Raw genomic sequence first — 26,312 nt, forward strand, 5'->3', positions numbered from 1 at the left:
TACCCGCGCTATTGGGGATACTTCGTCCGGATCCGTACCGTACGCTCCAGTTCGTCCGCATTCTCGATCACCTTTCGCCGCAGGTCCGGATCGAGCCCCGGTTGCGCCGTCCAATCCTTCACCACCTCTAGCGACGCCGCACTCGTCTGGCCATCGAGGAAAGCCCCCAGCCATCCACCCAGGAAGAAGATCTTGCGGTCCTTCTTGATCTCCGGAAGCTGATCCAGTGCCCGTCGCAGATAGGGCGCGGTGAGCTCCGTCTGGTTCCACGCGTTGAAGCTGCCCAGGCTGGACGAGATCCAGTCCTCCGGCTTCGCGCCGGGTGTTCCCGGCAGCTGCTGATAGGCCGCAAAGTAGCTGGCCTTGGTCGCCGGATCGGGCCTGCCTGCCGCCAGCGTCCAGGCGTACTTCTGCCCATCGCCGGAAGGATCGCGCTTCTGCTCGGCAGCCAGCAGCGCCGGTGCGTCAGGATCGCCCAGCGCCACCAGCTTGCCCACCAGGTTCCAGCGATCCAGTGGCCGTAACTCGACGCCTGGCACCTTCAGCGTGCCCGCCAGCATGGACTTCAACGTTGTTCGACCAGCTTCGGTCTCCGCGGCTGCAGTCAGAAGCCTAAAGTGGATCAGCGCCAGATCCGTGGTCGGTGCATGGAGCATGCGCTGCGTCATCGCCAACTCCAGCGATGCGGCCAGTGGCTGCCGCGCACCTGCGCTCAGGTAGCGATGCATTGCTGTGATGGCGTGTCCGCCCTGCGCCCGCGCAAGATCCGGATCGTCCTCCGTGGGAAGGTTCTTCTGCACCAGCGCAACGTACTCGCGCGGTGCCCAGCGAACCGTGTGCACCTGGTCCCACAGCGCTCCCCAGACCATGCTGCGCAGCAGGGGAGTGAAGCTCGCCCGGTCATCGAGCAGACGGCCCTGCAAGTCCGCCCGTGAGCGATCGTCGACCAGAAACCGCCCATAGCCCTCATCGCCCGCGTTGGAAAAGACATACGCCGGGCAAGGCCTTCCAATGGCCGCCTTCACCGAATAACTCTGCGTCGCCCAGTCCACGCGCAAGGTCTCGGGCTTTCCCGCAGGGTCCATCGGAGCCAGCAGCACCTCGTTCGCAATCGGCCACACGAACCCATCCTGCAGCACGTCCTGCTGCGACAGCGTCAGCTTCGCCAGCTTGCCTCGCGCATCGCAGCTCCAGGCCACCGAAATCTCCGGCATCCCACGCCGCAACACCCACGCATCCGCCCAGCTCTTTACATTCTGACCGCTCGCGCGATGAAACGCATCCACCAGGTCCGCCCATGTCGCATTCGAATACGCATGCTCACGCAGATAGATCCTTAGCCCATCGCGAAACGCCTCATGCCCCAGCCGAAACTCCAGCTGCTTCAGGATCGACGGCGCCTTCTGGTACACGATCGCGCCATACGCGCTCTTCGCGTCCTTCAGGTTCGGTACATCCTGGTAGATCGGCGTCGTGCCCAGCGTCTCGTCGATCCCATACGCCGCCGGCTTGATGCTCTCGTAGAAATGCTTCCACGGATTCGTCTCGGGATGCAGCGAAGCCATCGCGCTATAGGCCATGTACTGCGCGAAGCCCTCCTTCAGCCACAGGTCGTCGAACCACCGCATCGTCACCAGGTCGCCAAACCACTGGTGCGCCAGCTCATGCAGCACCGTCACGTCGCGATTGAACCGCTCGCTGGCCGTGGGCGCCACGCGGAACAGCACGCTCTCTTCCTTCAGAAACGTCTCGCCCGCATGCTCCATGCCTCCGAAGGCGAAGCCGGGAATCAGCACCAGGTCATACTTCGGAAACGGATACGGCTGCGCGAAGTACTGCTCCAGCCACTTGCGTCCTTCGGCGGTGAGCTTCTGTACCGCTGGCGCCTCGATCTTCGCCTTCGCGAGCTGCGACGCCCGCACATACAGGTCCGGCTCCCCCGGCTGTCCTGCCAGCTTCGCCCATGGCCCAGCCGCAAATGCGAACAGATACGTCGAGATCGGCTTCGACTCCGGAAAGATCCACCGCTGCTGGCCCTCACGCGTCTCGCTCACCTCCGGCTTCGTGTTGCCAATCACCGTCCAGGCCGCTGGGGCATCGATCTGCAGCGTGAACTGCGCCTTCAGATCCGGCTGGTCGAAGCAGGGGAACGCCATGCTCGCGTCCATGGGCACGAAGAGGGAATAGAGGTACTCGTTGCCGTCGTCTTTATCGTCGAAACGGGTAATGGCTGTGCCAGCGGTGGCGACAGGGGCGACAAATGCCATCTCGACTATGTTCTCGCCGGTGTGCAATAGCTTTGCCGGGAGAATCAGATGGCCGTCAGTTTCGGCGCCGTTTGCGATCGTTCCATTGACATCGAGTCGTGCGATGCGAAGACCGCGAGAGTCGAGTGCCAGATCCTCGGCCGCGCCACTGGGATCAAGGCTAAAGCGCAGCCTCTCGGAGCCGACGATGAAATCCTGGTGCGTTCGCAAGACAAGCTGCAGGCTATATCGCACATCGTGCACCCGTGCCGCGCGCTCCTGTGCCAGCGTCCGCGAAACTCCGGGGCCAGGAGATGCCGCCCACGCTGTGCTGCTGCCCAACAGGATCCCCATCGTCGCCACACACCACGTTCCGAAACGCACCGTTGCGTCCTCCGCCCATTTCCCGTTTTCTCTGGTTCAAGCTCGATGCTATCCTCACCGCGCGGTACATGCATCTGCCAACGGTTGTGATAGCGCTATCACAACCGTCGTCAGAGATCGCTTGCCCAAACGCCACCTCCGTGGCGACAATGATCCGACTTCCCGTTTGCAGGTGCCATGAAACTGAACTCGTATGTTCTTCGCAGCACGATGGTGGGCGCGCTCGGCGGGCTCCTCTTTGGCTTTGACACCGCCGTCATCGCGGGCGCCAACCACGGCCTCACCTCGACCTTCGGGCTCCAGAATGTGCAGTGGCACGGTCACACCGTCTCCCAGCTCGGCATCACCGTCTCCATCGCGCTCTGGGGCACGGTCATCGGAGCGCTCACCGCCGGCTCCCTCGGCCAGAAGTACGGCTCGCGCGAGATGCTTCGTCTCACCGCGATCCTCTACCTGCTCTCGGCAGTAGGCTGCGCTCTCTCGCCGGCGTGGGGCATCTTCCTCGCGGCTCGTTTCCTCGGCGGACTCGGTATCGGTGGCTCCTCCGTCCTCGGCCCGGTCTACATCGCAGAGCTCGCCCCCGCAAAGATCCGCGGCCGCCTCGTCGGCACCTTTCAGATCATGATCGTCGTGGGCATCCTGCTCGCGTACCTGTCGAACTACCTCATCAGCCTCGCTCACCTGGGCCCGCTCGAGTGGCGTTGGGAGCTTGGCGTCGCCGCTGGGCCCGCAGCCATCTTCATGGCGCTGCTCTACACCATCCCGCGGTCGGCGCGCTGGCTCACCACACAAGACCGCTTCGACGAAGCTCGCGAGGTACTCGAGCTCATGGGCTCGCCCGACTCGCAGGCCGAGATCGACGAATTCAAGGAATCTCTGCACCTCGAGATCTCCGGCCGGCAGGCCAGCCTCTTTGAGAGACTCAATGGCCGCTTCCGTTATGCCGTCCCGATGTTCCTCGCGTTCTCTGTCGCCGCGTTCAATCAGCTCAGCGGCATCAACGCGATCCTCTATTACCTCAATGACATCTTCGCGGCCGCAGGCTTCAGCCAGGTGTCCGCCAACATGCAGGCCGTGGCCATCGGCACGATGAACCTGCTGGCTACGCTTCTCGGTATGCTCCTCATCGACAGACTTGGCCGCAAGGCTTTGCTGCTGATTGGCGCGGTCGGAACAACAGCTTGCCTGGCGTTCGTCGCTGTCATCTTTTCCACGCACAGTCACCAGAACCTGCTGGTCTGGGCGCTGGTGGCATATATCGCATTCTTCGCCATCTCCCAGGGCGCGGTTATCTGGGTCTACATCAGCGAGGTCTTTCCAACTCGCGTCCGCAACAAGGGCCAGAGCCTCGGCTCCGGTACGCACTGGGTGCTCAACGCCATCGTCTCGTATGCGTTTCCATTGGTTGCCGCGAAGTCCGGAGGGGGCGCCCCCTTCGTCTTCTTCGCCGCCATGATGGCCCTGCAATTTGTCGTCGTACTCTTCTTCTTCCCGGAGACCAAGCAGGTCTCGCTCGAAGAGCTGCAGAAGAAGCTCAAGATCGTCTAGGTTCCTGCACCGATTGGGGGTGCCCCACGTCTCGCTTCCGAGACGTGGGTTCCAGGCGATCCATCCCCAACGCAAAAAGGGCCGTCCCCATTGGGACGGCCCTTTGCTACACCAAAATCCTAGTGTCCCGGAGGCGTGTCCGGGTACAGGCGAATGTCATCCACACCGCGGTAGCGCTCGGCATAGTCCATGCCGTAGCCGATGACGAACCGGTTCGGAATCTTGAAGCACGCATAATCGGCCTCGATCGGCACCAGCCGGCGCTCCGGCTTGTCCAGGCAGGTCGCGATCTTCAGCGATGCCGGCTTGTGCTGCAGCATCAGCTGGCGCAGGTAGCTCAGGGTCAGGCCTGTGTCGAGGATGTCCTCGACGATGATCACGTGCTTGCCCTCAATCGGGTTGTCAATGTCCTTGATCAGCTTCACCGCGCCCGACGAAACGCGGGCACGGCCATAGCTGGAGACCGCCACGAAGTCGAAGGTGTTGTCGACGGTAATCGAGCGGGCAAGGTCGGCAAGGAAGATGGCGGCGCCCTTCAGCACGCCAATGAGCACGATCGACTGGCCGTCATACTCTTCCGAGATCTGCTTGCCGATCGCCTGAACACGCTCAGCGATCTGCTCTTTGGAGAAGAGGACGTCCATGGAAGCGGGCGCAAGGTACGGTGGGAGGGGTGAAGTCGCCATAGCGAGATCAAGCCTAGCGAAATCCCGACGGCATGGCGACCCTCGATCTGAGGAAAACTAGCGTTTATCGCTCCTCTCGCTCCGCTGTTCGCACGCTCCGTATACTCAAAGATGCATGTATCCGTATCTCAATCTTGGGTCGATCCACGTCGGCACCTTTGGTCTCCTGCTGTGGGTCGCCGCAGTCTGCGCGACCATCGTGCTGCATAAGAACTTTGTCCGCAACGGTGTCTCCACGGACGCCCTCAACGTCGTCGCACTCGTCGTTCTCGCGGGCATCCTCGGCGCCAAAGCGTGGCATGAGCTCGAAGACCCGGCCCAGCTTGCCGAAGCCTGGCGTCAGATCCTGCTGCCATTGCACGCCTCCAATCTTCCCGCGTGGCAGCGCCCCGTCGACGTCGTCATGGACTTTCTGCACTGGTTCCAGGCGGGCTTTGCCTGGTACGGTGGCCTGCTTGCTGCGATTGCGACGCTCATGGCCTGCGGAGCCTCCGTGAAGCCGAACGGCCTCACCGGCCTTCGCGCTGCGCTTCGCATGCTGGACCTTGCGGCTCCAGCGGCAGCGCTGGGCTACGGCGTCGGACGCATCGGCTGCCTCACCTCCGGCGATGGTGACTACGGCGTCAACACCACACTCCCCTGGGGCGTGCACATGATGAACGGGCCGGACCAGTACCATCGCGCCCTGGTGGTGCCTACGCCGCCCACCGCCGCCGTCCAGCCCACGCCCATCTACGAGCTCTTCTTCGGCCTGCTGCTCTTCTGGCTCTTGTGGACGTTAGCCTCGAAGGCCCGCCCGCTCGGCTGGATGACCGGCCTCTACCTCGCGCTCGCCGGGGTAGGCCGCTTTCTCGTTGAGTTCGTCCGCGTCAATCCGAGACTCTACTTCGGGCACACGCTCTCGAATGCCCAGGTGGCCTCGCTTGGCAGCATCCTCTTCGGCCTCATTGTGATTCTGGCCTCGCGAAGAAACCTCGCCATCGAGCCAGTACCGCTGTCTCCCGAGGCAAGGGAAGCGACAGCGTAGCGCCGGGACGATCGCTACAACCGCTTCAGATACTCCCGCGCCAGCGCCAGCTCCGGGAACAGACGTTCCTCGGCCTGGAACTCGCGCGAATGCACGCATCGCCGTCCTGCGCGTACTCGCACCGGATGCTTCAGGTGCAGCATCTCGTGGTACAGCAGGTACTCGATCGCATACCGCGGTGTGCCCGGCCGGTCAAATACCTTGCTCACCACGATCGTATTGTGGGCCGCGTCGTAATGGCCCAGCATACGCCGCGCTGCGTGCTCGCTCCACGTCAGCGTCGGACGACCCAGCAGCCCGTGGAAGAACCGCTGGTTGATCGACTCGAAGACCTCGTCGAGATCCCACACATGGCCCTTCGACGTCGTGATGCGCTTCCGCCCGCGATCCTGCCGGATGCGCTCCGCCTGCTTCGCGACCGGCTCCGATTGCGTATAGCGCCGGTAGCGGTCGGCGAGATAAGGTTCAATCGGCTTGCGATACAGCTTCGCCAGCAGAATGTGCGCGATCGCCTGGTGAATGCTCTCTGGCGAGTGCTCAAGCAGGTCCGACAACCGCACAATCAGACGCCCCTCCCGCAGCCGGATCGTCGTATTCAGGCTCGTGAAGCGCCTGAACTTGATCTCCATCGGCGGCATGGGCGCTCGCGGACGAAGGTCACGATACGCCTCCGCGAAGACCGCATAGACAGCTTCAGAGACGGGGGGAAGAGCAGTGGGCACGCGTATACAAGGTTAACATGTGCGGCTTCCACGGCACCGCCAGCGCATTGATCGGATGGAAGTCTACTAGCCCGTCAGCGAAGCACAAGATGGCCTAATGTTCGCCCCGGGCCGTCGGAGCATGAGGAGCGTTTCTTCGATCGTTCTCGGCCTTCTCCGCTTCAGGATGCGCCTTGAAGTAGGCCTCCTGGTCTGTCTTCAGCTGCACGGCGATCTGCCGCGTGTCCTTCACTGCGTCCAGCGCGATCCTCCGGACCACGTTGAAGTGTTCGTCTTCTGCGGCAGCACGCAGAGAAGTCGACCACCGCTCTGTGGCTTCCACCAGCTTGGGTAGGGCCTTGCGCACATCGCGATGCCGCTGAGCAAGCTGGTCGAGGTTATCGTTCAGCTCATCGGCAATCTGCGCGAACTGGTCGATCGCATCATGCAGATCGTCCGGCGTCGAGAGATGCTTCGGCCCATGGACCAGATCATCGATCCATCGCTGCCGGTCATCCAGGATCTTCACGTACGCTGCGATGCGCCCCAGCGGCTCATAGGCGGCGTCGCGAAGGGCATCAACCTCCTTCTCGCTCATGACACCTTCGCCAGCCTGCGCGCGCAGCCTGGGCGGACCAGCCAGGGTGCCGCCCAGCAGGACGCCCAGCAACAGCGTGGCGAGGATATGGGCCTGGTGCCTCACTTCGAGAACACCAGCCGCAGCATCGTTGCATGCAGCTTGCCCAGCTGCGTCAGCGTCGCCTGCACCGCGGCCTGCTCGTTGCTGGTCGCCGCACGCGCCATGTCCGACAGCCGGCGCTCGGTGTGCTCCATCAGCTTCTCCGCGTTCTTCAACCGACGCGCATTGCCAGCAGAGGCCCCGTCGATCTTGTGCATCACCCGATCGATGCGGCCCATCGTCTCTGCGACCTGAGCCTCATCGCCTGCAGCCATGGCTCGGCCAGCGGCCTCGGTCAGGCCGTGAAGGACCTCGGTGTAGAGGAAGCATTGCTCCTGTGGTTTGGCTTCGTCCGCCCGTTGCTCAAGCAATGCGAGCGCGGGAGCATCAAGCAGAGGCTCATCTGGAGAGGACGCCGCCCGTGCCATTGGGCCGCCAGCCACCAGAATGCTCAATGCCAGCCCGAATCCTGCCCACTGACTGGCCCGATGTGTTGCTCCTGCAAACTGCCGATCGACCATAGCGCACCTCCCCGGGTGACGCCTTGTTGGTGACGACGGAGTCGACTTTGCTTTACCTCATCGACTTCAGTGCGACCAGCCGATGGCGCGCCTCAAACTCCTCGTCGGGGAATTTGCCGTCCGCCACAGCCAGAAAGGCCCGATATGTCTTTGCTGCCTGCTGATACTGATGCAAGGTATCGTACGCTGTTGCCTCGAGGAACAGCGTAGCTGGCGATTCGGGAAGCACTGTAGCACGAGCGGAGAGCGCCTGCAACGTCGTCTTCGGATCCCCGTTTCTGGAGGCGGCAAAGGCCAGGTGTCCGGCGGCCTCACCCCAGTCCTGATCGTTGTGGAAGGCGGCTCGCTCACTCACGGCCTGGGCCAGCACCTTCTCCGCCTCCGCGTACTTCTGATCCTTCACCAGCAGCCCTCCCAGCGCGTCCTTCAGTGACGGATCGCCCGGATTCGCTGCCACCATCTGGCGGTACAGCGGTTCGGCCTTGGGGCCCTCCCCTGCCAGGGAATAGATCTGTGCCAGCAGGCGCGTCATCGCCGGATCAGCGGCAAACTCGGGCGATCGCTCCCGCAGGCCCTCCACAAGCGGAATCGCCAGGTCCGTCTTGCCGTCCGCCGCCAGCGCAGATGCCATCTGCGCTACCAGCCGCGGGTCATCGGAGTGCTTGTCCAGCACAGGCTGCAGCACCGCCTCAGCGTCGGCGTTGCGTCCCTCCCTCACCAGCACATGCGCGAGCCCAACCGTCGCATCGACGTTGCCCGGATTCGCCGCCAGCGCGCGCCGGTACGCTGCCTCCGAGTCAGCCGCATCGCCGGAACGTTCCGCCAGCTCAGCCGTAAGAGCGCTGTCCCCGGACATCTCGCCAGTCAACCGCACCGCTGCCAGCAGCTCGTCGGAGGCCTGTGCCGGATTGGCGGTGGCGTCCAGCCTGGCGAGCGCGCGCAGTGCTCGGCCACGCAGGTCGGGAGCGGCAGTCTTCATCCCGGCAACCGCCGTCAGTTGCAATCGTGCCTCGTCGGACTTGCCCGAACGAGCTTCCAGCAGACCGAGCGCCAGCCGAGGTTGCGCCAGCCCACCGTCCGCCGCGACTGCCGCGGCGTAGGACTTGGCCGCAGCGTCATTCTCGTCGTTCGACTCCTGCGCGTATCCCAGGTCGTAGAGCACCTGCGGATCGTTCGGCTTCTTCTCTGCCAGCTGTTGCAGCTTGGTCTCAGCGGTTCGGGTGTCGCCCTTCTCCAGCGCTGCCTCAGCCTCGCGGAGAACCTGGGTCGTAGCATCCTCGCGAACCTCGTCCGGACGATGCGCTCCGGGCGGTGGCGCCTGGGCTTCTCCTGAAACCGCGCTCAGGCCGAAACCTACCGCCGCGCTCAGAACAGAACCAAACGCCGCGCCTCTCGCCATACGGCGAACTGACCAACCCATCAAGCTACCTCTTGCTCTTCCGTCGCGCGTTCCTGCTTCAACGCGGCACGTGGAGAGATCTCGCCCTTCAGCACCGGCGCCAGCCAGTACCCAGTGTGAGACTCCTTCACCTTCACAATGTCCTCAGGCGTTCCGGTGGCCACCACCGAACCACCGCCCGAGCCACCCTCCGGCCCCATATCGATGATCCAGTCCGCACACTTGATTACGTCGAGATTGTGCTCGATCACCAGCAGGGAACCGCCTCCATCGATCAGCTTGCGGAACGCCACCAGCAGCTTTGATACGTCCTCAAAGTGCAGGCCAGTCGTCGGCTCGTCCAGGATGTACAGCATCCGGCTCGCCGCCCGCTTGGCCTCGCCCCGAACACCCACAGCACCGCCGGAAGCTCCGCCGCGAGCGTTGGCAAGATGCGTCGCCAGCTTCACGCGCTGCGCTTCGCCGCCCGAGAGCGTCGTCGCCGACTGTCCCAGCCGCACGTAGCCCAGGCCCACTTCGTCCAGTACCGCCAGCTTGTCCACAATCTTCGGATGACCGGCGAAGTACGTCAGAGCCTCGCGTACCGTCATGCCCAGCACATCGTGGATGTTCTTGCCCTTGTACTTCACCTCGAGGATCGCCGCCTTGTAGCGTGTCCCGTTGCACTCCTCGCAGGGCAGCTCCACGTCGGCGAGGAACTGCATCTCGACCGTTACCGTGCCATCACCCTCGCAGACGTTGCAGCGCCCACCGGGCACATTGAAGCTGAAGCTTCCAGCCGTGAGGCTCTTGCGCTTGGCGTCCGGCTGCGAAGCAAACAGCTCGCGAATCGCGTCGAAGGCCTTGATGTATGTCACGGGGTTCGAACGCGGTGTGCGTCCGATCGGCGATTGGTCGACCAGCACCACATCGTTCAGGTACTGCGTTCCCGTGAGCTCGCGGAAGAGATGCGCCGGAAGATCCTTCTGCCCCTCTTCGCCCTGGCCCAGCGACTGCGCCAGCGCCCGATACAACACCTGGTGCACCAGCGTCGACTTACCCGAGCCCGACACGCCTGTGACGCACACCAGCATGCCCAGAGGAATCTCGATATCCACGCCGCGCAGGTTATGTTCCCGAGCACCGCGCAGAATCAACCTCTCACGGCCCGGCTCACGCCGGTGCTTCGGAACAGCGATCTGCGTACGCCCACTCAGATACCGGCCCGTGATCGAAGCCTCGCTCTTCTTGATCTCGTCGACGGTTCCCGCTGCCAGCAGCTTGCCGCCCAACTCACCCGCACCCGGACCGAGGTCGAGCATGTAATCCGCCGCGCGGATCACATCGGGATCATGCTCGACAACGATGATGGTGTTGCCCAAATCGCGGAGATCCTCAAGGATGTGGATCAGCTTCGCGGTGTCCCGCGTATGAAGGCCAATCGACGGCTCATCGAGCACATACAGCGCACCCACCAGCCGCGATCCCAGCGAGCTGGCCAGCTGGATGCGCTGCGATTCACCACCGCTCAACGTGGAGCTCAGCCGATCCAGCGTCAGGTACTCCAGTCCCACCTGCTCCAGGAACCCGATGCGCTGCCGCACCTCCTCGAGGATCTTGCCGGCAATCTCCTCCTGCGAAGGCGTCAGCTGCAGAGCGTTGAAGAAGTTCTTCGCGTCCGTGATCGTCAGCGCAGAGGCCTCGCAGATGTTCTTCGTCGCGCCCGAGCCAGCCTTACCGGACACCCAATCCGCCAGCACCACCGCGCGAGCTTCGGCGCGCAGTCTCTGGCCCTTGCAGTCCGGGCATGTGGCATAGCCACGGTACTTCGAAAGAAACACGCGCACATGCAGCTTGTACTTCTTGCGCTCCAGCTCTGCGAAGAACCCACGCACACCTGTCCAGCCGCTGCCGCCCTCCCAGAGGAAGTCGCGCTGCGCCTGCGTCAGGTCGAACCATGGCAGATCGACGGAGATATGCGCGGCCTTCGCCGCCCGCTTCATCTCACCATGCCACGCGCGATACTTCGTCTTCGTCCACGGATCGATCGCACCCTCATCGAGCGTCTTCGTCTTGTCCGGCACGATCAACCCCGGATCGAAGTCGATGGTGTTGCCAAAGCCCTGGCACCGTGGACACGCGCCAAATGGATTGTTGAAGCTGAACAGCTGCGGTTCCGGCTCGCGATACGCTCGATGGCAATCCACGCACGTGAACGCCGAAGAGAACCGCAACACCTTCGGCTCTTCGTTGTCCTCCCTTGGCACCGTGCGAAACACAATCTCGCCGGACTCGCGATAGCCTGTCTCAATCGCGTCCACAAGCCGCGACCGTATATCTGCCGACAGAGCGAGACGATCCACCAGCACAAAGATTGGCCGCTCCGGGTTGTCGCCCTGAGCCGCCGCAAAGTCGAGCTCCAACAGCGACTCCGGCGTCGAGAACTCCACGATCTTGCCGCGCGTGTCGCCCCCTGATTCGAGCTGCCACAGTCGATTGAAGCCACGCTTGCGCAGCTCTCCAAGCCGTTCGCGCAACGCGTCGGTCAACGAATCAGTCGAAGCCTCCGCCGCTGGCTTCACAACCTTCGCCGCCTTCTTCGCAGCTGTGGTCTTCGTCGCGCGCTTCTTCGGGGCACTCTCTTCGCCCTCAGTGTCGATGCCCTCAGGAGCAGCCACACCATCCATCGACTCCAGCTTCACCTCGCGCCGGAAGATCGGGAACAGTGCGTACGCACGTATTCCTTCCGGCTGCGTCAGCACTCGCGCCACAATCTCGTCGACCGTGTCGCGCCGCACGATGCCGCCGCAGTGCAGGCACGTCACCGTGCCGCAGCGCGCGTACAGCAACCGCATGTAGTCGTAGATCTCCGTCGCTGTCGCAACGGTTGAGCGCGGGTTGCGCGTCTGGTTCTTCTGCTTGATCGCAATCGCCGGAGCCAGCCCATCCATGAAGTCCACGTCAGGCTTCTCGATGCGCTCCAGAAACTGCCGCGCATACGCCGACAGCGACTCGACATAGCGCCGCTGTCCCTCGGCATACACCGTATCGAACGCCAGCGAGCTCTTGCCCGAGCCCGACACGCCGCTCACCACCGTCAACGCACCATGTGGAATGTCCACATCGATGCCTTTGAGGTTGTGCGTACGAGCTCCCCGAATTGTGATCTTGTCGTTCAATCTCTGCTAATCCCTAATCCCTAATCCCTAATCCCTAATCCCTAATCCCTGATCCCTAATCCCTAATCCCTGTGCCCTAGCTCTTTTGCGGTCGCAACATCTCGATCAGCAGCAAACAAGCGCCAACCACAATCGCGGAGTCCGCCACATTGAAGTCAGGCCAGTGGTAGTGATAAATGTGCACCTCCAGGAAGTCGATCACGTGCATCAGCTTCCAGCGGTCATAGAGATTCCCGATAGCCCCGCCAAGAATCAGCGCCAGTGCAATCGACGTCACGTTGATCGTCCGTCCCAGCTTCCAGATCAACCCCACGACCACCAGCGCCGCAATCAACGAGAACCCGATGAGCATGTAGCGCACCGTATCCGGGTTCTTCGCTTCGTCGAACATCGAGAACGCTGCGCCCGTGTTGAGCACATGAGAGAGCCGGAAGACCCGCGGAATCACAGCGATGTTGCGTCCCGGAGCAATGTGCTTGATCACCCAAAGCTTCGAGAGACGATCCAGCACGATCACCAGTGCTGAAAGGACAAAGAGCAGCGGACGCGCATCGCGCCGTGTCTGGAGTGAAGTCGACATCAGGCCGCGCCTCCATCCACATCTGAGAACCCAATCGCGTCGAGCGCTTCGGCGCAGCGGCCGCACACCTTGGTCCAGCGAGCATCGCTGCCTACATCCGGCACCACGCGCCAGCAACGCTCGCACTTCGTGCCGCCAGCCACCTTCGCTTCGATCACGATGGCAGCAGCATCCTTGCTCGCTCCCACGGCCTGCACGCTAGCCTGCGAGACGTTGAAGAACTCGGCGAGCGCAGATTCATACTTCACTAAGACGTCCTGCTCCGGCGAGCCCTCGGTAACGATCACCGTCACCGCAGCATCAAGCCCCTTGCCAATCGCCTTCGAGTTGCGCAGCGCCTCCAGCTCAAGGTTCACCTGCTCGCGGACCCGCAGCAGCTGCTCCCATTCCTTCTCCAGCCGCTCAACCGATCCCGGAACGATCTCGTCGATGGCAGGGAAGAGCGCAAGGTGCACACTCTCCGGACGTCCCTCAACCTTCGGCAGGAACTGCCACACCTCGTCCGCCGTAAAGCTTAGGATCGGCGCGATCAGCCGCGTCATGGCTTCCGCAATCCGCCACATCGCGGTCTGCGCACTGCGCCGGCCCGCGCTGTTCGGCGCATAGGTATACAACCGGTCCTTCACCACGTCGAGATACAACGCACTCAGGTCCGTGTTCGTGAACTCATTCAGCGCTTGATAGGCACGATGGAATTCGAACTCGTCGTACGCCCTGCGAATCGCCGCATCCAGCTCCGCCGTACGCGCCAGGATGTACTGGTCCAAAGGCTGCATTGCCGAAAACGCAATGCTGTCCCGGGCAGGATCGAAGTCTGCCAGGTTCGAGAGCAGGAAGCGCAGCGTGTTGCGCAGCTTGCGATAGTTCTCGCTCACGCGCTGCATCAGGTTCTCGCTGGCAGCTACATCCTCGCGGAAGTCCACCGAGCCAACCCACAGCCGGACAATCTCACCGCCAAGCCGCTTCGCGATATCGACAGGATCGACGCCATTGCCCAGGGACTTCGAGAACGCGCGGCCCTGCTCGTCGAGCGTCCACCCACAGGTCGCCACCATCTCGTACGGCGCCGCATCGCGCATGCCCACCGCGCACAGCAGCGATGAGTGGAACCAGCCACGATGCTGGTCGCCGCCCTCAACGTAGAAGTCGGCAGGGAAGCTCAGCTCCGGCTCGGTCTCCAGCACCGCATGCCAGCTCGCACCGCTCTCGAACCACACGTCGAGGATATCCATCTCCTTGCGGAACTGCATCACCGCGCCGCAGCTCTTGCACGCCGTCCCCGCTGGCAACAGATCTGAAGGTTCCTTCACATACCAGGCATCGGCGCCGTCCTTCGCGAAAAGCTCCACGATCGACCTGTTGATCGCCTCATCGTTCAGCGGCTCGTGGCACTTGTCGCACAGGAACACCGCGATCGGCACACCCCAGATGCGCTGCCGCGAGATGCACCAGTCCGGCCGGGTCGCGATCATGTTGCTGATGCGGTCCTGTCCCCACGCCGGGTCCCAGGTCACACCCGCAATCTCATCCAGCGCACGCTGGCGAAAGGTCGTCTGCGCCGTGCCTTCCTTGGGCGAAAGCACCGGCGTCTCCATCGAGATGAACCACTGCTCCGTCGCGCGGAAGATCAGCGGCTTGTGGCAACGCCAGCAGTGCGGGTACGAGTGCACCAGGTCATGCCGACCCATCAGCGCACCCTTCTCCTTCACCAGCTCGATGATGATCGGGTTCGCCTTCTGCACGAACAAGCCATCGAACGGCATGCCCTCGTAGTTCTGCAGCTTGCCCTGCGCATCCACGTTGCACACCAGCGGCAAGCCATACTTCACGCCGGTCGCAAAGTCATCCGGTCCATGCGAAGGAGCCGTATGCACCGCACCCGTACCTTGCTCTGTCGTCACATAGTCCGCGTTGACGCCAAGGATCGAGCGATCCAGGAAGGGATGCTGGAACGTCACGCGATCGAGCTTCGCACCTTCGAACCGAGCGATCTCGGTCCAGACGGCAATGCTGCAAGCAGTGCGAGTCGCCTCCTGCAGCGCATCGGCCACGACGTAGACCACGCCATCCTCAGCCTGCATCGCAACATAGTCGATCTCCGGGTTGAACGCCACCGCCATCGACGCCGGCAGCGTCCACGGTGTCGTCGTCCAGATGATCGTGTACACATCCTTGCCCTTCAGGCGCGGATCGATCGCCTCCGGCTTCGAGGTCAGCTTGTAGCGCACATACACGCTCGGCGAGGTGTGCTGCTCGTACTCCACCTCCGCCTCGGCCAGCGCCGTACGGTCGTGCGAGCACCAGTACACCGGCTTCAGCCCCTTGTAGACGAATCCCCTCTCATAGAAGCCATAGAACGCTTCGAGGATCTTCGCCTCGTAGGGGAAGTCCATCGTCTGGTACGGCTTGTCCCAGCGCCCGAAGACGCCAAGCCGCTTGAACTGCGACCGTTGCAGGTCGACGTACTTCGCTGCATATTCGCGGCAGGCCTTGCGGACCGCTACCGGGTCCATCTCCAGCTTCTTGCCGCCCAGTTGCTCGTCCACCTTGATCTCGATGGGAAGCCCATGGCAGTCCCAGCCCGGCACGTAGGGCGAATCGAAGCCAGCCATGGTCTTCGTCTTCACCACGAAATCCTTGATGCACTTGTTCAGAGCATGGCCCAGGTGAATGGCTCCGTTTGCGTACGGCGGGCCATCGTGCAGGATGTACTTCGGCGCGCCGGCGCGAGCGGCACGAATCTTCTCGTACAGGCCGGAGTTGTCCCAGCCTTCCAGCCGCGCGGGCTCGTTCTGCGGCAGGTTTGCCTTCATGGCAAACTCCGTCCGCGGCAGGTTCAATGTTCCCTTAAGACCTTTGTTCTTCTCGCCGTCTGCCATCCGCTTGCTCGTTTCTTCTCCTGCAGGGTGCACGCACTGGCGGGGCTCCACGGTGGAGCGCCACAGCCAGGCAGCCAAACCCTTATTGTAGTCGGGATGCGGTTCGAAACCCTGAAACACCCCTCCGGGACAAGAAGGTTTTCAACCGGTGAATCGAAGGCGGCACCTTAAAAACTTCCACCGGACTTCTCGCGTCTAATCACCTAAAGCATTCCGGGGCCAAAGCTTTGTACAATGACCACGGAGTTCGCGAGCGCCGCATTCGGACGCTGAATCGAAACCCCAAGAGGTCGCAGCTCCCGTAGCGGAAAGGAACCTCCCCGAGCACGTTGCTCCCTCAAGCCGCACATTATGCCTTTTGACCCCCTTCCTCCCCCCGAGAGTCCGCTGAATCATGTCCTGCACGCGCAGGCCGAAGCTCCGCATCTAGCGGGCGAAATCAAAGAACCCAGCGTATTTCAGTCCCTGATCGACAACATTCGCGACGTATTCTTCGCGCCCAAGCTGCCGCCACTCGTACTTGAGTCCAAACCCATCGCGGTCGCCGACCCCATGGCGATCAAGCGCGATCCCGTCTCCACGGCGGTCGCCGCGGGCGTCCATATCGCCATCGCGCTGCTGATCCTCTTCCTGGTTGGCCGCAAGGTGGCTGAGGTCGTCGCACCCCAAAAGAAGGAAATCACCGCCATCACGCTTCCGCCGCCCCCGCCGGTCCTCCCGCGAGCGGATCGTATCGGTGGCGGCGGCGGACAGCACGATCTCAGCCCAGTCACCCAGGGCCACCTGCCGAAGTTCGCGCAGGAGCAGATCGTGCCACCCAAGGCTCCCCCCACCGAGGCCCCCAAGATCGCCATCGAGCCCACCGTCGTCATGCAGAAGGACCTCAAGATGGCGAATAACGACATGCCAAACCTCGGCATGCCGAACTCCAATCTCAAGGGCGTCTCGATGGGCAACGGCAACGGAACAGGTATCGGCTCCGGAAACGGCGCCGGTATCGGCCCGGGTTCCGGAGGCAACACCGGCGGCGGCGTGATGCACATCGGCGGTTCGGTAAAGCCTCCCCAGCTTACGTTCTCGGTCGAACCTGAGTTTTCTGAAGAGGCCCGCAAGGCCAAGTTCTCAGGCAACGTGCAGGTTTATCTCATCGTCGACGAGCAGGGGAACCCGAGCCATGTTCGCGTCGTCCGTGGCGTCGGTATGGGACTGGACGAGAAGGCCGTCGAAGCCGTCCGCCAGTACAAGTTCAAGCCGGCGATGCAGAACGGGAAGCCCGTCAAGGTCGACCTGTACGTCGAGGTCAACTTCCAGATCTTCTAATCAGGCAGCCACAACATCGAAGGCCCGCCATCGCGGCGGGCCTTCGTCTTTCTGCGTGACTTCGGCTGCTAGGGCACCAGCACTTCCGCCTGGACCTCTTCGAAGGTCAGGTTCAGTGCGTCGCTCCCAGTCTCGGTCTTCCAGCGCTCGAAGAGCTTTCCATAGCTATCCGTGGAGCATTGTTCGCGCCCCACCTGCAGCCGTTCCAGCATGGCGTCAATCCACTCCGGCGCGCCTTCCAGCTCCGCCCAGACGCCAATCGGCGTCTCGTCGAGCACCAGGTGCCCCGCACCCGAGGAAAACTCTGTCCGGAACTTTTCATACCGGAAGACTGGCCCATACCCCAGCTGAAGAAACACCTCAGCCATGGCCTCGCTGTCCTCCAGCATCGTCTCGGTCTCGACCCGCGTCTTGAACCGGGCGTCCAGCTCGCTGGGTGCGGCCGTCCGCTTATGGGTCAGCACATGATGGCCGTTGTACTCCCGCAGCCGGAGAATCTGCTTCTTCGCCCGCAGCTGCCGATCGCTGGTGTCGTAGAGGGTGTTCGTCTCGAGCGATCGCTCGGTGACGAGTTGGAAGCCCGCACGAAGCGCCGAGTACCGGAAGGGGACCGGATCCTCGACGGCAAACTTCAACTCAATCTCAGCCACCTGCATGGGGGGAGTATAGGCCTCTCGCGCAGCCCCCAAGGTGGAAAACGCGGACCACTTTCGTGGCACAGGCCCCATTTCGGCAGTAGCGAAATACGCCACCCCAGGCTCGGCTAGCTCGGCCGGGCTGCCTTGTTCAGCCTGTCCAGGATGGCGTCGCGAATCCCGCCTGACGGCGGTAGAGGGACGAGGATCACGTCAACACCCCGTGCGTCGAGCTCCCGCAGCCCGGCAAACAGGTTCGCCGCCAGCGTCTCAGGGACGTCCCAATCCCCCCACGCCACCGTCTGCGAGCCGGAAAGGTGTGCCCAGCCGTCCGGTAGCAATAACCCAACGCGGTCGCCAGAGTCTTTCGCCTTCGAAGCAGGTTCCAACAGAGTAGAGGCCAGGTCGCCCGTCAAGGGCTCCACCAGAACAACTCTGGCTTGTGGAGCATAGTGTCGGATTCCGACGCCAGGGGACGGCAGAGAAGAAGGCTCATTACTAGAGCAAGTTGCAGAAGCTACATAAACCTCTACTGCAACCCCGGTTGCCTTTGCGAGTTCCTCCGCAGAAATAGCTCCCGGTCGATACAGAACCATGGGCGTCTGCGTCGGATCCAGAACCGTGGACTCGACGCCTATCCGAGTCGGTCCGGCGTCCAGCACCGCGTCGATGCGTCCATCGAGGTCCGCGAGAACATGCGCCGCCGTCGTAGGGCTGGTATGCCCGAACCTGTTGGCGCTGGGTGCCGCGACCGGAACGCCTGCGGCTGCCAGTAGAGCCTGCGCCGCCGGATGCGCAGGGATTCGCACTCCCACCAGCGGACGCCCCGCTGTGACGGCATCGCCGATGGCCTCCGTCCGTGGCAGCAACAGCGTGAGTGGCCCCGGCCAGAATGCCTCCGTCAGCCTTGCCACCCGAGTGGCGAGCTCGGTGGGAACCGCTGCGACAACCGCTAGCTGCTCCACCGTCGCCAGGTGGACGATCACTGGATCCCAGGCCGGGCGTCCCTTCGCCGAGAAGATGGCAGCCACCGCCGCCGGCATGAGCGCATTGGCTCCAAGGCCGTAGACGGTTTCTGTCGCGAACGCTACAAGACCGCCCGCCTGCAACAGCTCGGCGGCGCGGGGCAGGTCACCTGCCTGGTCGGCGTAAAGATGGAGGGTTTCCGGCAACATTTCCTGCACGGCACGCGGCCAATCAGCGCACCCTGGTTCCTCTACTTCATCACACTGATGCGAGGCTGCGCTTCAGAGGCCTTGTACAGGTACTTGATGCTGGACTTGTAGACCAGGACGCGGGTCTTGCTGGTGCGTAGCTTCAGCACAAAGTGGTCGAACCACTCGATGACGCCATGAATCTCTTCGCCATCGTCGAGCACCACTGTCATCTCGGTCTGCTGCTGAACCTGCTTCTGGAAATAGAACGCCTCTGCGTGCGAGCTCTCCAGCGCGGAGCTCGACTCCTGCGCATTGGCGTGGGTCAAGGGGTCTTCCCCCTGCGACGGGTCATGTCGGCGTCCGCCCAACGGAAGGCGAGGCCGGATGAGCTTGCGCGTTCCATTGAACGAATCGTCGCGTCGGCTGCTGCGTTTATCGTCGGTCAACGATCGTTCTCCCTAAAGACAAAAAAGCTGTTGCGGACAGGCCAAGACGTGGCCTTCAAGGCTCTTTAGTGCCTTCGCCTGTCATGAGTGCTGGCCGTTGGATGCAGGAACCCGGCGAAGAGATACCCGGCAATTCCAAGACATCCGGCGCGGCTCGCCGAACACGCGTTGCCGCTCCAAACTGCATTCCTGCCACTTCGATGGTTACACAAAGCGGCGACCCGGGTCATCCGCCGGAAGGCTGGTTCAGCGGACTGATTCGAGACCCACCGCCATCGCGTCAAGACTCAGCGACCGCAGCAGATTGCGTCGCATCCCGCTCTGAACCTGGTCCATCGCCCGTACCGCAGACTCGATCCACGCATAATCGAAGCCCGTAGCCATGCGCTCCAGCTCGGCGCGCTTGTCCACGTTGCGAATGCGGTCTGGCACACCCGCATTCAATAGCAGAAGATCCTCCAGCACCGAGGACAACGCTCGCAGCAGCGCCGTCGTCTTCTCCTGACCTTCGGCGCCTGCGCGATAGCTCTCCGTCATCTTGAAGAGCAGGGAATGGTCCTGCATTCCGCCCGACCTCTCGGCCGTGTGCAGGATGGTCAGCGCATCGTTGCGGGCCGCGGCGTAGGTCGCCAGATCGAAGCTCAACGCCCGCCCGGGAGCGCCTTCGCTCAGCCGCGCCACCAGCTCGCGCTCCGCGCCCTTCACTTCCTTGCGATGCTCCGCCAGCAGCGCTGTGATCTCCTCCACGCTCATGGCGCCCAGGTGCGCGACCGCGCAGCGCGAGCGAATCGTCGGCAGCAGCTCGCCCAGGTTCTCCGCCAGCAGGATCAGATGCACCTGCGCCGGCGGCTCCTCCAGCAGCTTCAGCAGCGAGTTCGCCGCCTCTTTCATGAATCCAGCCGAGGTAAACAGGAACACCCGCGCCCGCGCCTCTGTCGGCAGGTAGTGCGACCGCTGGATCACCGTCCGCACCTGTCCCAGCTTGATCATCAGCTGCGGAGGATCGGGCGGCACAATCAGCACGTCCGGATGCGTCTGCACCAGCACGCGCGTCTCGCGCTTGTCGGTGTCCTTCATCTCTTCGCGCGTGGCGATGGCCTCTTCGACACGCGCGCTCAGGTCAGCCGACTCCGCAATCCGTGTGCAGTTGCGGCATTCGCCGCAGTAGCTGGCCAGCTCCCGCGTCTCACCCTCCGGCAAGCCTCGTCCGGAGACCTCCCGCGGCTGACGCTCGCACTCCAGCGCCATCGTCAGCATCACCGCGAGCGTGTACTTGCCCACCCCGCGCGGCCCCAGCAGGATCATCGAATGCGGCAACCGCCCCGAAGCAATCGCCGCCCGCAGGTTGTCGAGCACAGCATGGTTGGCGTGGAAGTCGTCGAAGGTGCGAGGAAGCGGCATGTCTCTCTCAGCTTATCGTCTGCGGTGGCCGAGGTGGGATTCGGCGGTTTACGTAGATCACGCTGAACGAGAGGACGGCTAGAAAGGTCAACGACATCGTGGTGACGACGAGGTCGCCCACAAACACAGCAATGCGAAGGGGTGCAGGCGCAGTTGTGGCACCTGCCCATGCGCGCATGATGGAGAAAATCCCGATGATGGTGGCAAAGGTGGCCAGAGCCTTCCCCCGGCCGGAAATTTCTTTCATGGCCCGGTGCCGAGCGTCAGTCGTCAGCAACTGCCAACACCAAATGGCAACGAGAAGGAGACCCACTAGAGAACTCAACTGCTGGAGAAACTCGAATAGCTCGACGCGGGCGGTGCCAACCTGAAAGACCGGCCTATGCAGGAAAGACAGGTGTTGATAAGGCCAGAAACTTCGGTGAGTGAACGAGTCCCAGAGGATATGGGTCGCGGCACCCACAAGAATGCCAGCGCACTCGGCGGTGACGCCCGGAATGTCCCAAGCCTTCGACTCGGGATGTCCTGCTGAGTCAAAAAACAGGGCGATGAATGTTAGACGGAGATCCCGCCTGTAAAACCACAGCACGAGCAAGGATAATGGCAGGTCCATGACGAGCACGCCGACCGCTGTATGACCGAAGTGCCCTCGTGGGGCCAGACGGAGGAAATACTCGAAGTCCGGAGACATCGTGCCAATGACGATGGCAGCCGTCGGAAGGAAGCTCCGGCGAAATGGAAGCGCTGCGGCGGCATGTGCGGGCGTGAAGGGCACGGCAAGAGTGTCTCATTCGGATGGCTGCGTACAAACTGCAACGTAGTCAGGATGTCCTGGAGCGCCGAGGCTCAGCCGGAACGCACGTGGCCAGCGCCCCCACATCCCCCGCCACGATCTTCCCCAGATTCTCCGTGATCTTCGCGACCGGCCAATCCCACCAGGCAATCTCTTCCAGCTTTGCCACGGTACCCTCATCGAACCGCATCCGGATCACCTTCGCTGGATTGCCACCGACCACCGCATACGCGGGCACATCGGACGTCACCACCGACCGCGCCGCGATCACCGCGCCATTGCCAATCGTCACGCCCGGCATCACCAGCGCGTCATACCCCAGCCACACGTCATTTCCAATGACCGTATCGCCCTTGTAAGGCAGTTCGCCCGGCTGCGGAGCCGCCGACTCCCATCCGCTCCTGAAGATGAAGAACGGGTACGTCGAGATCCCATCGAGCTTGTGGTTGGCTCCGTTCATAATGAACTTCACCCCACGGCCAATCGCGCAGAACCTCCCGATCACCAGCCGGTCGCCGATGAAAGGGAAGTGGTACAGCACGTTGCGCTCGAACCCCTCAGAGTCCTCGGGGTCGTCGTAGTAGGTGTATTCGCCCACGACGATGTTCGGGTTCTTCACCGTGTTGCGGATGAAACAAACCTGCGGAAAGCCGGCCATCGGGTGCGGGTTGCTGGGATCTGGACCTTGCATGCCTCTCCGTCATATCACGAAGCCGCACGCGGGAACCTGAGCCGTTACCGGCTCAGCAGGAACGGCCGAGCCGGTAGGTCACGATCACCGCAGCCACAAGCCACGCTCCGAAAAGAACCGCCATCCCGGTCACAATGAACTCGACCACCAGTAAAGGCTCGCAGACCTGCCACGGGACGCCTCGCGTCCCCCAGAGCGCTCGCGCGATACCGCACGCCGCTGCGATCAGACATGCGGCGATGGATCGCCCTTTCCACTCGGAAGAGATGTGGAAGCGAATATCTCCGGTGTCATCTCGCCAATGGTTCCACAGCCATACGCCCAGGATCGCAAGCCCCCCGAAAGAGCTCAACTGCTGCATCAGGTCATAGCCGGCCTCATCACCGAGAAGCGGCACCGTGATGGTCTGTTGCAGGAACGCGATATGTTCGGAAGGCCAATAGCCCGGGTGGGTGAACGAGTCCCACACGAGATGCGTCGCGATGCCGAGCAGAATCGCAACCACGGCGATCAGGACGCATCCCGTGCTCCATCTGCGCTCATCGATTGCCCTCACGCCCGCCTCGGGAGAGACCGCGACCGCAAGCGTCCCGGGGCGAAGAAACGTTCGCCACATCCAGAACAACGCCAGCGCGATGGGAAGATCGAAGAGAAATACCCCTGGCAGCGTATGTCCGAATCGCCCCCGTGGCGCCAGCCTCATGAAGTACAACAGGTCCGGCGCGAGGCAGCCCATCACAATCGCGGCCATGGGCAAAGGCGTTCTGCGAAAGGGCAACGACGCAGCCGCATGGGCCGGAGTAAAGGGCATAGCATCAGTGTCGCATCGCCTGCGAATCGAGGCATGCACCTATGCGCGAAGGATAGCCCAGCACGGTGAACCAACGGTATTAGCGCCCCAGCGCGTGAGCGACCCTGGCCGACGAAATCAATCCATCCAGCCAAGCCTGGTGACCGTTCAGCATGGGATTCGGCCGTCGCTTGGCCATGTCGGCCGCAAGATTACCGATTTGGGTCTCCTGGGTCAGGATTCGCACCCGGCCGCCTGAGAGGTCCTCGATCAGCCATGCATGGAGCACTTCAAGCGTGCCGTGGTCATCGTCCTCAATCAGTCCTTTCCATGCGAGCCGACCGGGTTCATTCGGTGCCGGCGTCACGCACTCGGTAACCTCCGCCTCTACCAGCAGGCCGAAGGTGGTGAAGCGAAACTTCGCACCCTCGGTCAGAATTCGACCTGCAACGACCACATCGGATGCGTTGTGGTAGTACGAAGGCCAAAGCGTCGCGTCGACCAGGAACGGCCATACATCCCCCGCCGAGATGCCTCGCACAATCTCCTCGTTGGAGACAAAGTTGTCGGTCGTTCCGGGCAGATAGCCTTCAGGCCATTGAATGGAGTTCATGGGTACCTCTTTGCTGGAGATTCTTCGGAATGCGAATGGATATCTATCGTGCCGCAGACGCTAAAGCATTCCCAGTGACTTACATCGCGCCAAGTATCGCTAACAGATGGTGTCGTCGGCGAGCCCTCGGACACGACTTCTCTGACGCGCGTTCTCTTTCGGGCCAGACACCGGCGCGATAGCGATCGTGCCCGCCCCTTGCTTCAGCGCGCCACGGTCCGCATGCTCATCGGAAACTTCGGTCGCAGGGTGATCTTGGCCTGGGCCTCGACCGGAAACCGCGGGACAAACTCCAGCCTCCAGCGTTGTGCGATCGTCGCCAGCGCCAGCACGCCTTCCATCCACGCAAAGCTTTCGCCAATGCAGTGGCGTCGACCCGCGCCAAACGGGAAGTACACGTAACGCGGCCTTGCAGCCTTGGCCTCAGGTGTGTGCCGTTCGGGCCGAAACGCCAGTGGCTCGTCCCAGTACTCTTCCGACCGATGCAGAATGTACTGGCTGATGAAGAAGTGAGCCCCGGCCGGCAGCCTGTACTCCCCCAGCGTCACCGGGGCGGTCGATTGCCGCCCCATCGCCCACGCCGGCGGATAGAGCCGCATCGCCTCGGCAAAGACCATCTCGGTGTACTTCAGCTGCGGATAGTCGGCCAGCGCGGCGGGCCTCATGCGGTCGCGGGCTGCGCCAGTGTTGCCAAGCAGCTCGTCGACCTCCGCGAACATCCTGTCGCGTGCCTCGGGGTTCTGACTCAGCAGGTATAGCGTCCAAGTCAGTGCATTCGCGACGGTCTCGTAGCCGGCGAGGAAGATCGTCAGCACCTCGTCGCGTACCTGGGCATCGCTCATGCCGGTCGCGGAGCTCCCGTCTTCCTCCTCGCCATCTTCGCCTTCGTAGTGCGCGGCCACCAGCATCGAGAGCAGATCGCCTCGGCCCTCAAGCTGCTCCGCACTCAAGGCACGCCGGTTTGCGATCAGCTTGTCGACGATGTCGTCCAGCCGCTGCTTGGCCCGGCGAAACTTCACCACCCCCGGGATCGGCCAGTGCAGCACCTGCTCCAGCTTCGGGAAGGCGACGAGGAAGTTGTAAAGCCCCATCACGGTGTTCGCTTCATCTGCGACGGAAAGCACATCCGCGTCCACCTCGCTGTCGAAGAGCGTCCTTGCCACGATCCGCAGGCTGAGTCGCATCATCGCGTCACCTGCATCGATCTCCTGGCCCTCACGCCACGAGCTCGCGACCCCCTCCGCAGCCTTCACAATCTCGTCCGCATAGCCCGCAATGCGCTGCCGATGGAACGCCGGCGCGATCAACTTCCGCTGCCGCATGTGGATCGGGTCGTCCGAGGTGATCAGCCCTTCGCCCAGCAGGATCTTCATCCGCTTGATCGTGCGCTCACGCACAAACGACTGCGCCTGGTTGACGAGGATCTCCTGCACATACTCCGGATCGTTCACGAAGACGATCGTCGTCCCCATGAACCTGTATTGCGCGATGCTGCCGAAGGTCTGGTGAAGATGTTCGAAGAGCGGGATCGGGTGGCCAAACTTCACCCAGCTGCGCCGGGTATAAAAGGGAAGGCTGTGTCGCAGTCCGGGAGGAAAACGGAAGTCGCCTTGGCTGTAGGCAGGTCGGTAGTCGTTGCTACGTTCGAAGTCTGGCATGGGCTCGCTTCATGCGATGCGCTCGCAGTCGCTCAGGACGCGGTCTGCGGAGATGCAATCGGACGTGCACTTTCATGCGCTTGTAGACGTTCCCTTACAACGGTGAGCACGCTGGAAGCGATCGCTTCGATGCGCGCATCTTCGGTAATCGCGACCACCCGTTGCGGCTCTCGTTGTGCAATGTTCCGGTACGCCTGGTACACGCGGCGATAGAACTCATCGCCCTCGCGCTCGAACCGGTTCTCGTCCGTGCCGGAGGTCTGGATGTGCCGCTCATTCCGCCGCCGCGCGCGTCGCAGTGAGCTCTCCAGCGGGGGTAGCAGCAGGATGGTCAGGTCCGGCTGAAAGCCATCGCAGACCGCGTGGTGCAGCTCCAGAACGCGCTCCGAACCCAGCTCGCGGCCGCCGCCCTGGTAGGCTTCCGACGAATCGGTATAGCGGTCGCAGATTACAATCGCCCCCTCGGCGAGCGCCGGCTTCACGATCTCCGCCAGCGACTGCGCCCTGTCCGCAAACATCAGCGCGAGCTCCGCCGTAGGCGTAATTGCACCCAGCTCCGACTCCGATCGCGAATCCAGCAAGATCGCGCGAATACGGTCCCCCAGCGCCGTCCCGCCCGGATTCCGCAGCGAGACGACCCGCCGTCCCTCTGCCTCCAGCGCTGCAACGAGGCGTCGGACCTGCGTCGTCTTACCAGATCCGTCGAGCCCCTCAAACGTAATGAACATACCGTGGCACATCAAGCCGAGTGTATCTCGTGAGCCGGGCGGCTTGTGATGACCACCCGGCATCCTAATCTCTCGTGGCGCGAGAAAAGCGCGGCACGCCATGACAGCCTCACCCGCGCGGAACCGAGGGTGACATGCTTCTTTACATCGTGATTGGTCTCTTCGCCTTGCTCTCCATCTGCCTTGCAGCTCTGGCTCGGGCTGCTTACCGGGAGCAGGACGCCCATTCCCACGACCCTGTGCAGCCAAGACCGATCCGCCACTCGCATTGA

General features: G+C 62.7%; 22 protein-coding genes. 3 read left to right on the forward strand and 19 right to left on the reverse strand.

What is annotated here, in order from left to right; translation table 11 throughout:
* Nucleotides 1-8 precede the first annotated feature (8 nt).
* Nucleotides 9-2,630, reverse strand: a complete 2,622-nt coding sequence (locus C4S68_RS03600) for a M1 family metallopeptidase (protein ID WP_235011325.1) — start codon at nt 2,628-2,630, stop codon at nt 9-11.
* Between the two features lie 177 nt (nt 2,631-2,807).
* Between C4S68_RS03600 and C4S68_RS03605 the strand changes: the two genes are divergently transcribed.
* Nucleotides 2,808-4,178, forward strand: a complete 1,371-nt coding sequence (locus tag C4S68_RS03605) for a sugar porter family MFS transporter (RefSeq protein WP_103931617.1) — start codon at nt 2,808-2,810, stop codon at nt 4,176-4,178.
* A 119-nt stretch (nt 4,179-4,297) separates the two neighbouring features.
* Here C4S68_RS03605 and hpt read toward each other — a convergent pair whose 3' ends face one another.
* A complete protein-coding gene (gene hpt, locus C4S68_RS03610) occupies nt 4,298-4,864 on the reverse strand; it encodes a hypoxanthine phosphoribosyltransferase (RefSeq protein WP_103931618.1) in 567 nt (188 codons plus the stop codon).
* 115 nt (nt 4,865-4,979) lie between these two features.
* On the opposite strand from hpt, the gene C4S68_RS03615 reads away from it, so the two are divergent.
* Nucleotides 4,980-5,891, forward strand: a complete 912-nt coding sequence (locus C4S68_RS03615) for a prolipoprotein diacylglyceryl transferase (protein WP_103931619.1) — start codon at nt 4,980-4,982, stop codon at nt 5,889-5,891.
* A 14-nt stretch (nt 5,892-5,905) separates the two neighbouring features.
* Here C4S68_RS03615 and C4S68_RS03620 read toward each other — a convergent pair whose 3' ends face one another.
* From C4S68_RS03620 to ileS, 7 genes are all read right to left on the reverse strand, one after another.
* On the reverse strand, nt 5,906-6,529 hold the full coding sequence (locus C4S68_RS03620; RefSeq protein ID WP_235011407.1) for a M48 family metalloprotease: 624 nt from the start codon (nt 6,527-6,529) through the stop codon (nt 5,906-5,908).
* 178 nt (nt 6,530-6,707) lie between these two features.
* Nucleotides 6,708-7,295 (reverse strand): hypothetical protein, encoded by a 588-nt coding sequence (locus C4S68_RS03625; RefSeq protein WP_103931621.1) that lies wholly within the window; start codon nt 7,293-7,295, stop codon nt 6,708-6,710.
* Complete coding sequence (locus C4S68_RS03630) at nt 7,292-7,726, reverse strand: hypothetical protein (protein ID WP_146071994.1); 435 nt, start codon at nt 7,724-7,726, stop codon at nt 7,292-7,294. Before C4S68_RS03630 ends, C4S68_RS03625 begins: the two co-directional genes overlap by 4 nt.
* Nucleotides 7,727-7,844: 118 nt before the next feature.
* Entirely contained in the window at nt 7,845-9,212 is a 1,368-nt protein-coding gene (locus tag C4S68_RS03635) for a tetratricopeptide repeat protein (RefSeq protein WP_103931623.1), read from the reverse strand.
* On the reverse strand, nt 9,212-12,349 hold the full coding sequence (uvrA, locus tag C4S68_RS03640; RefSeq protein WP_103931624.1) for an excinuclease ABC subunit UvrA: 3,138 nt from the start codon (nt 12,347-12,349) through the stop codon (nt 9,212-9,214). Before uvrA ends, C4S68_RS03635 begins: the two co-directional genes overlap by 1 nt.
* Before the next feature lie 76 nt (nt 12,350-12,425).
* On the reverse strand, nt 12,426-12,929 hold the full coding sequence (gene lspA / locus C4S68_RS03645; protein WP_103931625.1) for a signal peptidase II: 504 nt from the start codon (nt 12,927-12,929) through the stop codon (nt 12,426-12,428).
* Nucleotides 12,929-15,808: an isoleucine--tRNA ligase gene (ileS, locus tag C4S68_RS03650; protein ID WP_103932163.1), complete on the reverse strand. Its 2,880-nt coding sequence runs from the start codon at nt 15,806-15,808 to the stop codon at nt 12,929-12,931. Before ileS ends, lspA begins: the two co-directional genes overlap by 1 nt.
* Nucleotides 15,809-16,159: 351 nt before the next feature.
* Here ileS and C4S68_RS03655 point away from each other — a divergent pair, with 351 nt between their 5' ends.
* Entirely contained in the window at nt 16,160-17,128 is a 969-nt protein-coding gene (locus C4S68_RS03655; protein WP_103931626.1) for an energy transducer TonB, read from the forward strand.
* 68 nt (nt 17,129-17,196) lie between these two features.
* Here C4S68_RS03655 and C4S68_RS03660 read toward each other — a convergent pair whose 3' ends face one another.
* The 10 genes from C4S68_RS03660 to tmk all read right to left on the reverse strand — a co-directional run bounded on the left by C4S68_RS03660 (nt 17,197) and on the right by tmk (nt 26,052).
* Complete coding sequence (locus C4S68_RS03660; RefSeq protein ID WP_327333294.1) at nt 17,197-17,763, reverse strand: class IV adenylate cyclase; 567 nt, start codon at nt 17,761-17,763, stop codon at nt 17,197-17,199.
* Between the two features lie 128 nt (nt 17,764-17,891).
* Nucleotides 17,892-18,938 (reverse strand): L-threonylcarbamoyladenylate synthase, encoded by a 1,047-nt coding sequence (locus tag C4S68_RS03665; protein WP_103932164.1) that lies wholly within the window; start codon nt 18,936-18,938, stop codon nt 17,892-17,894.
* Between the two features lie 41 nt (nt 18,939-18,979).
* Nucleotides 18,980-19,366 carry an RNA chaperone Hfq gene (locus C4S68_RS03670; RefSeq protein WP_103931628.1) on the reverse strand — a complete coding sequence of 129 codons (387 nt, stop codon included), beginning with the start codon at nt 19,364-19,366 and terminating at the stop codon, nt 18,980-18,982.
* Nucleotides 19,367-19,612: 246 nt separating this feature from the next.
* Nucleotides 19,613-20,767 (reverse strand): DNA polymerase III subunit, encoded by a 1,155-nt coding sequence (locus C4S68_RS03675; protein WP_103931629.1) that lies wholly within the window; start codon nt 20,765-20,767, stop codon nt 19,613-19,615.
* Nucleotides 20,768-20,774: 7 nt separating this feature from the next.
* The gene (locus C4S68_RS03680) at nt 20,775-21,542 is read right to left on the reverse strand and encodes a DUF4184 family protein (protein WP_103931630.1); all 768 of its coding nucleotides are present in this window, start codon (nt 21,540-21,542) and stop codon (nt 20,775-20,777) included.
* Between the two features lie 46 nt (nt 21,543-21,588).
* The gene (locus C4S68_RS03685; RefSeq protein ID WP_103931631.1) at nt 21,589-22,251 is read right to left on the reverse strand and encodes a Vat family streptogramin A O-acetyltransferase; all 663 of its coding nucleotides are present in this window, start codon (nt 22,249-22,251) and stop codon (nt 21,589-21,591) included.
* A gap of 52 nt (nt 22,252-22,303) precedes the next feature.
* Entirely contained in the window at nt 22,304-23,062 is a 759-nt protein-coding gene (locus tag C4S68_RS03690) for a DUF4184 family protein (protein WP_103931632.1), read from the reverse strand.
* A 79-nt stretch (nt 23,063-23,141) separates the two neighbouring features.
* Nucleotides 23,142-23,654, reverse strand: a complete 513-nt coding sequence (locus tag C4S68_RS03695) for an SRPBCC family protein (RefSeq protein ID WP_103931633.1) — start codon at nt 23,652-23,654, stop codon at nt 23,142-23,144.
* A 203-nt stretch (nt 23,655-23,857) separates the two neighbouring features.
* Complete coding sequence (locus C4S68_RS03700; RefSeq protein ID WP_103931634.1) at nt 23,858-25,312, reverse strand: cytochrome P450; 1,455 nt, start codon at nt 25,310-25,312, stop codon at nt 23,858-23,860.
* 32 nt (nt 25,313-25,344) lie between these two features.
* Nucleotides 25,345-26,052: a dTMP kinase gene (gene tmk, locus C4S68_RS03705; RefSeq protein ID WP_103931635.1), complete on the reverse strand. Its 708-nt coding sequence runs from the start codon at nt 26,050-26,052 to the stop codon at nt 25,345-25,347.
* Nucleotides 26,053-26,312: the final 260 nt, after the last annotated feature.

The organism is Bryocella elongata (genome assembly GCF_900108185.1).
In the GTDB taxonomy this organism is placed as follows: domain Bacteria; phylum Acidobacteriota; class Terriglobia; order Terriglobales; family Acidobacteriaceae; genus Granulicella; species Granulicella elongata.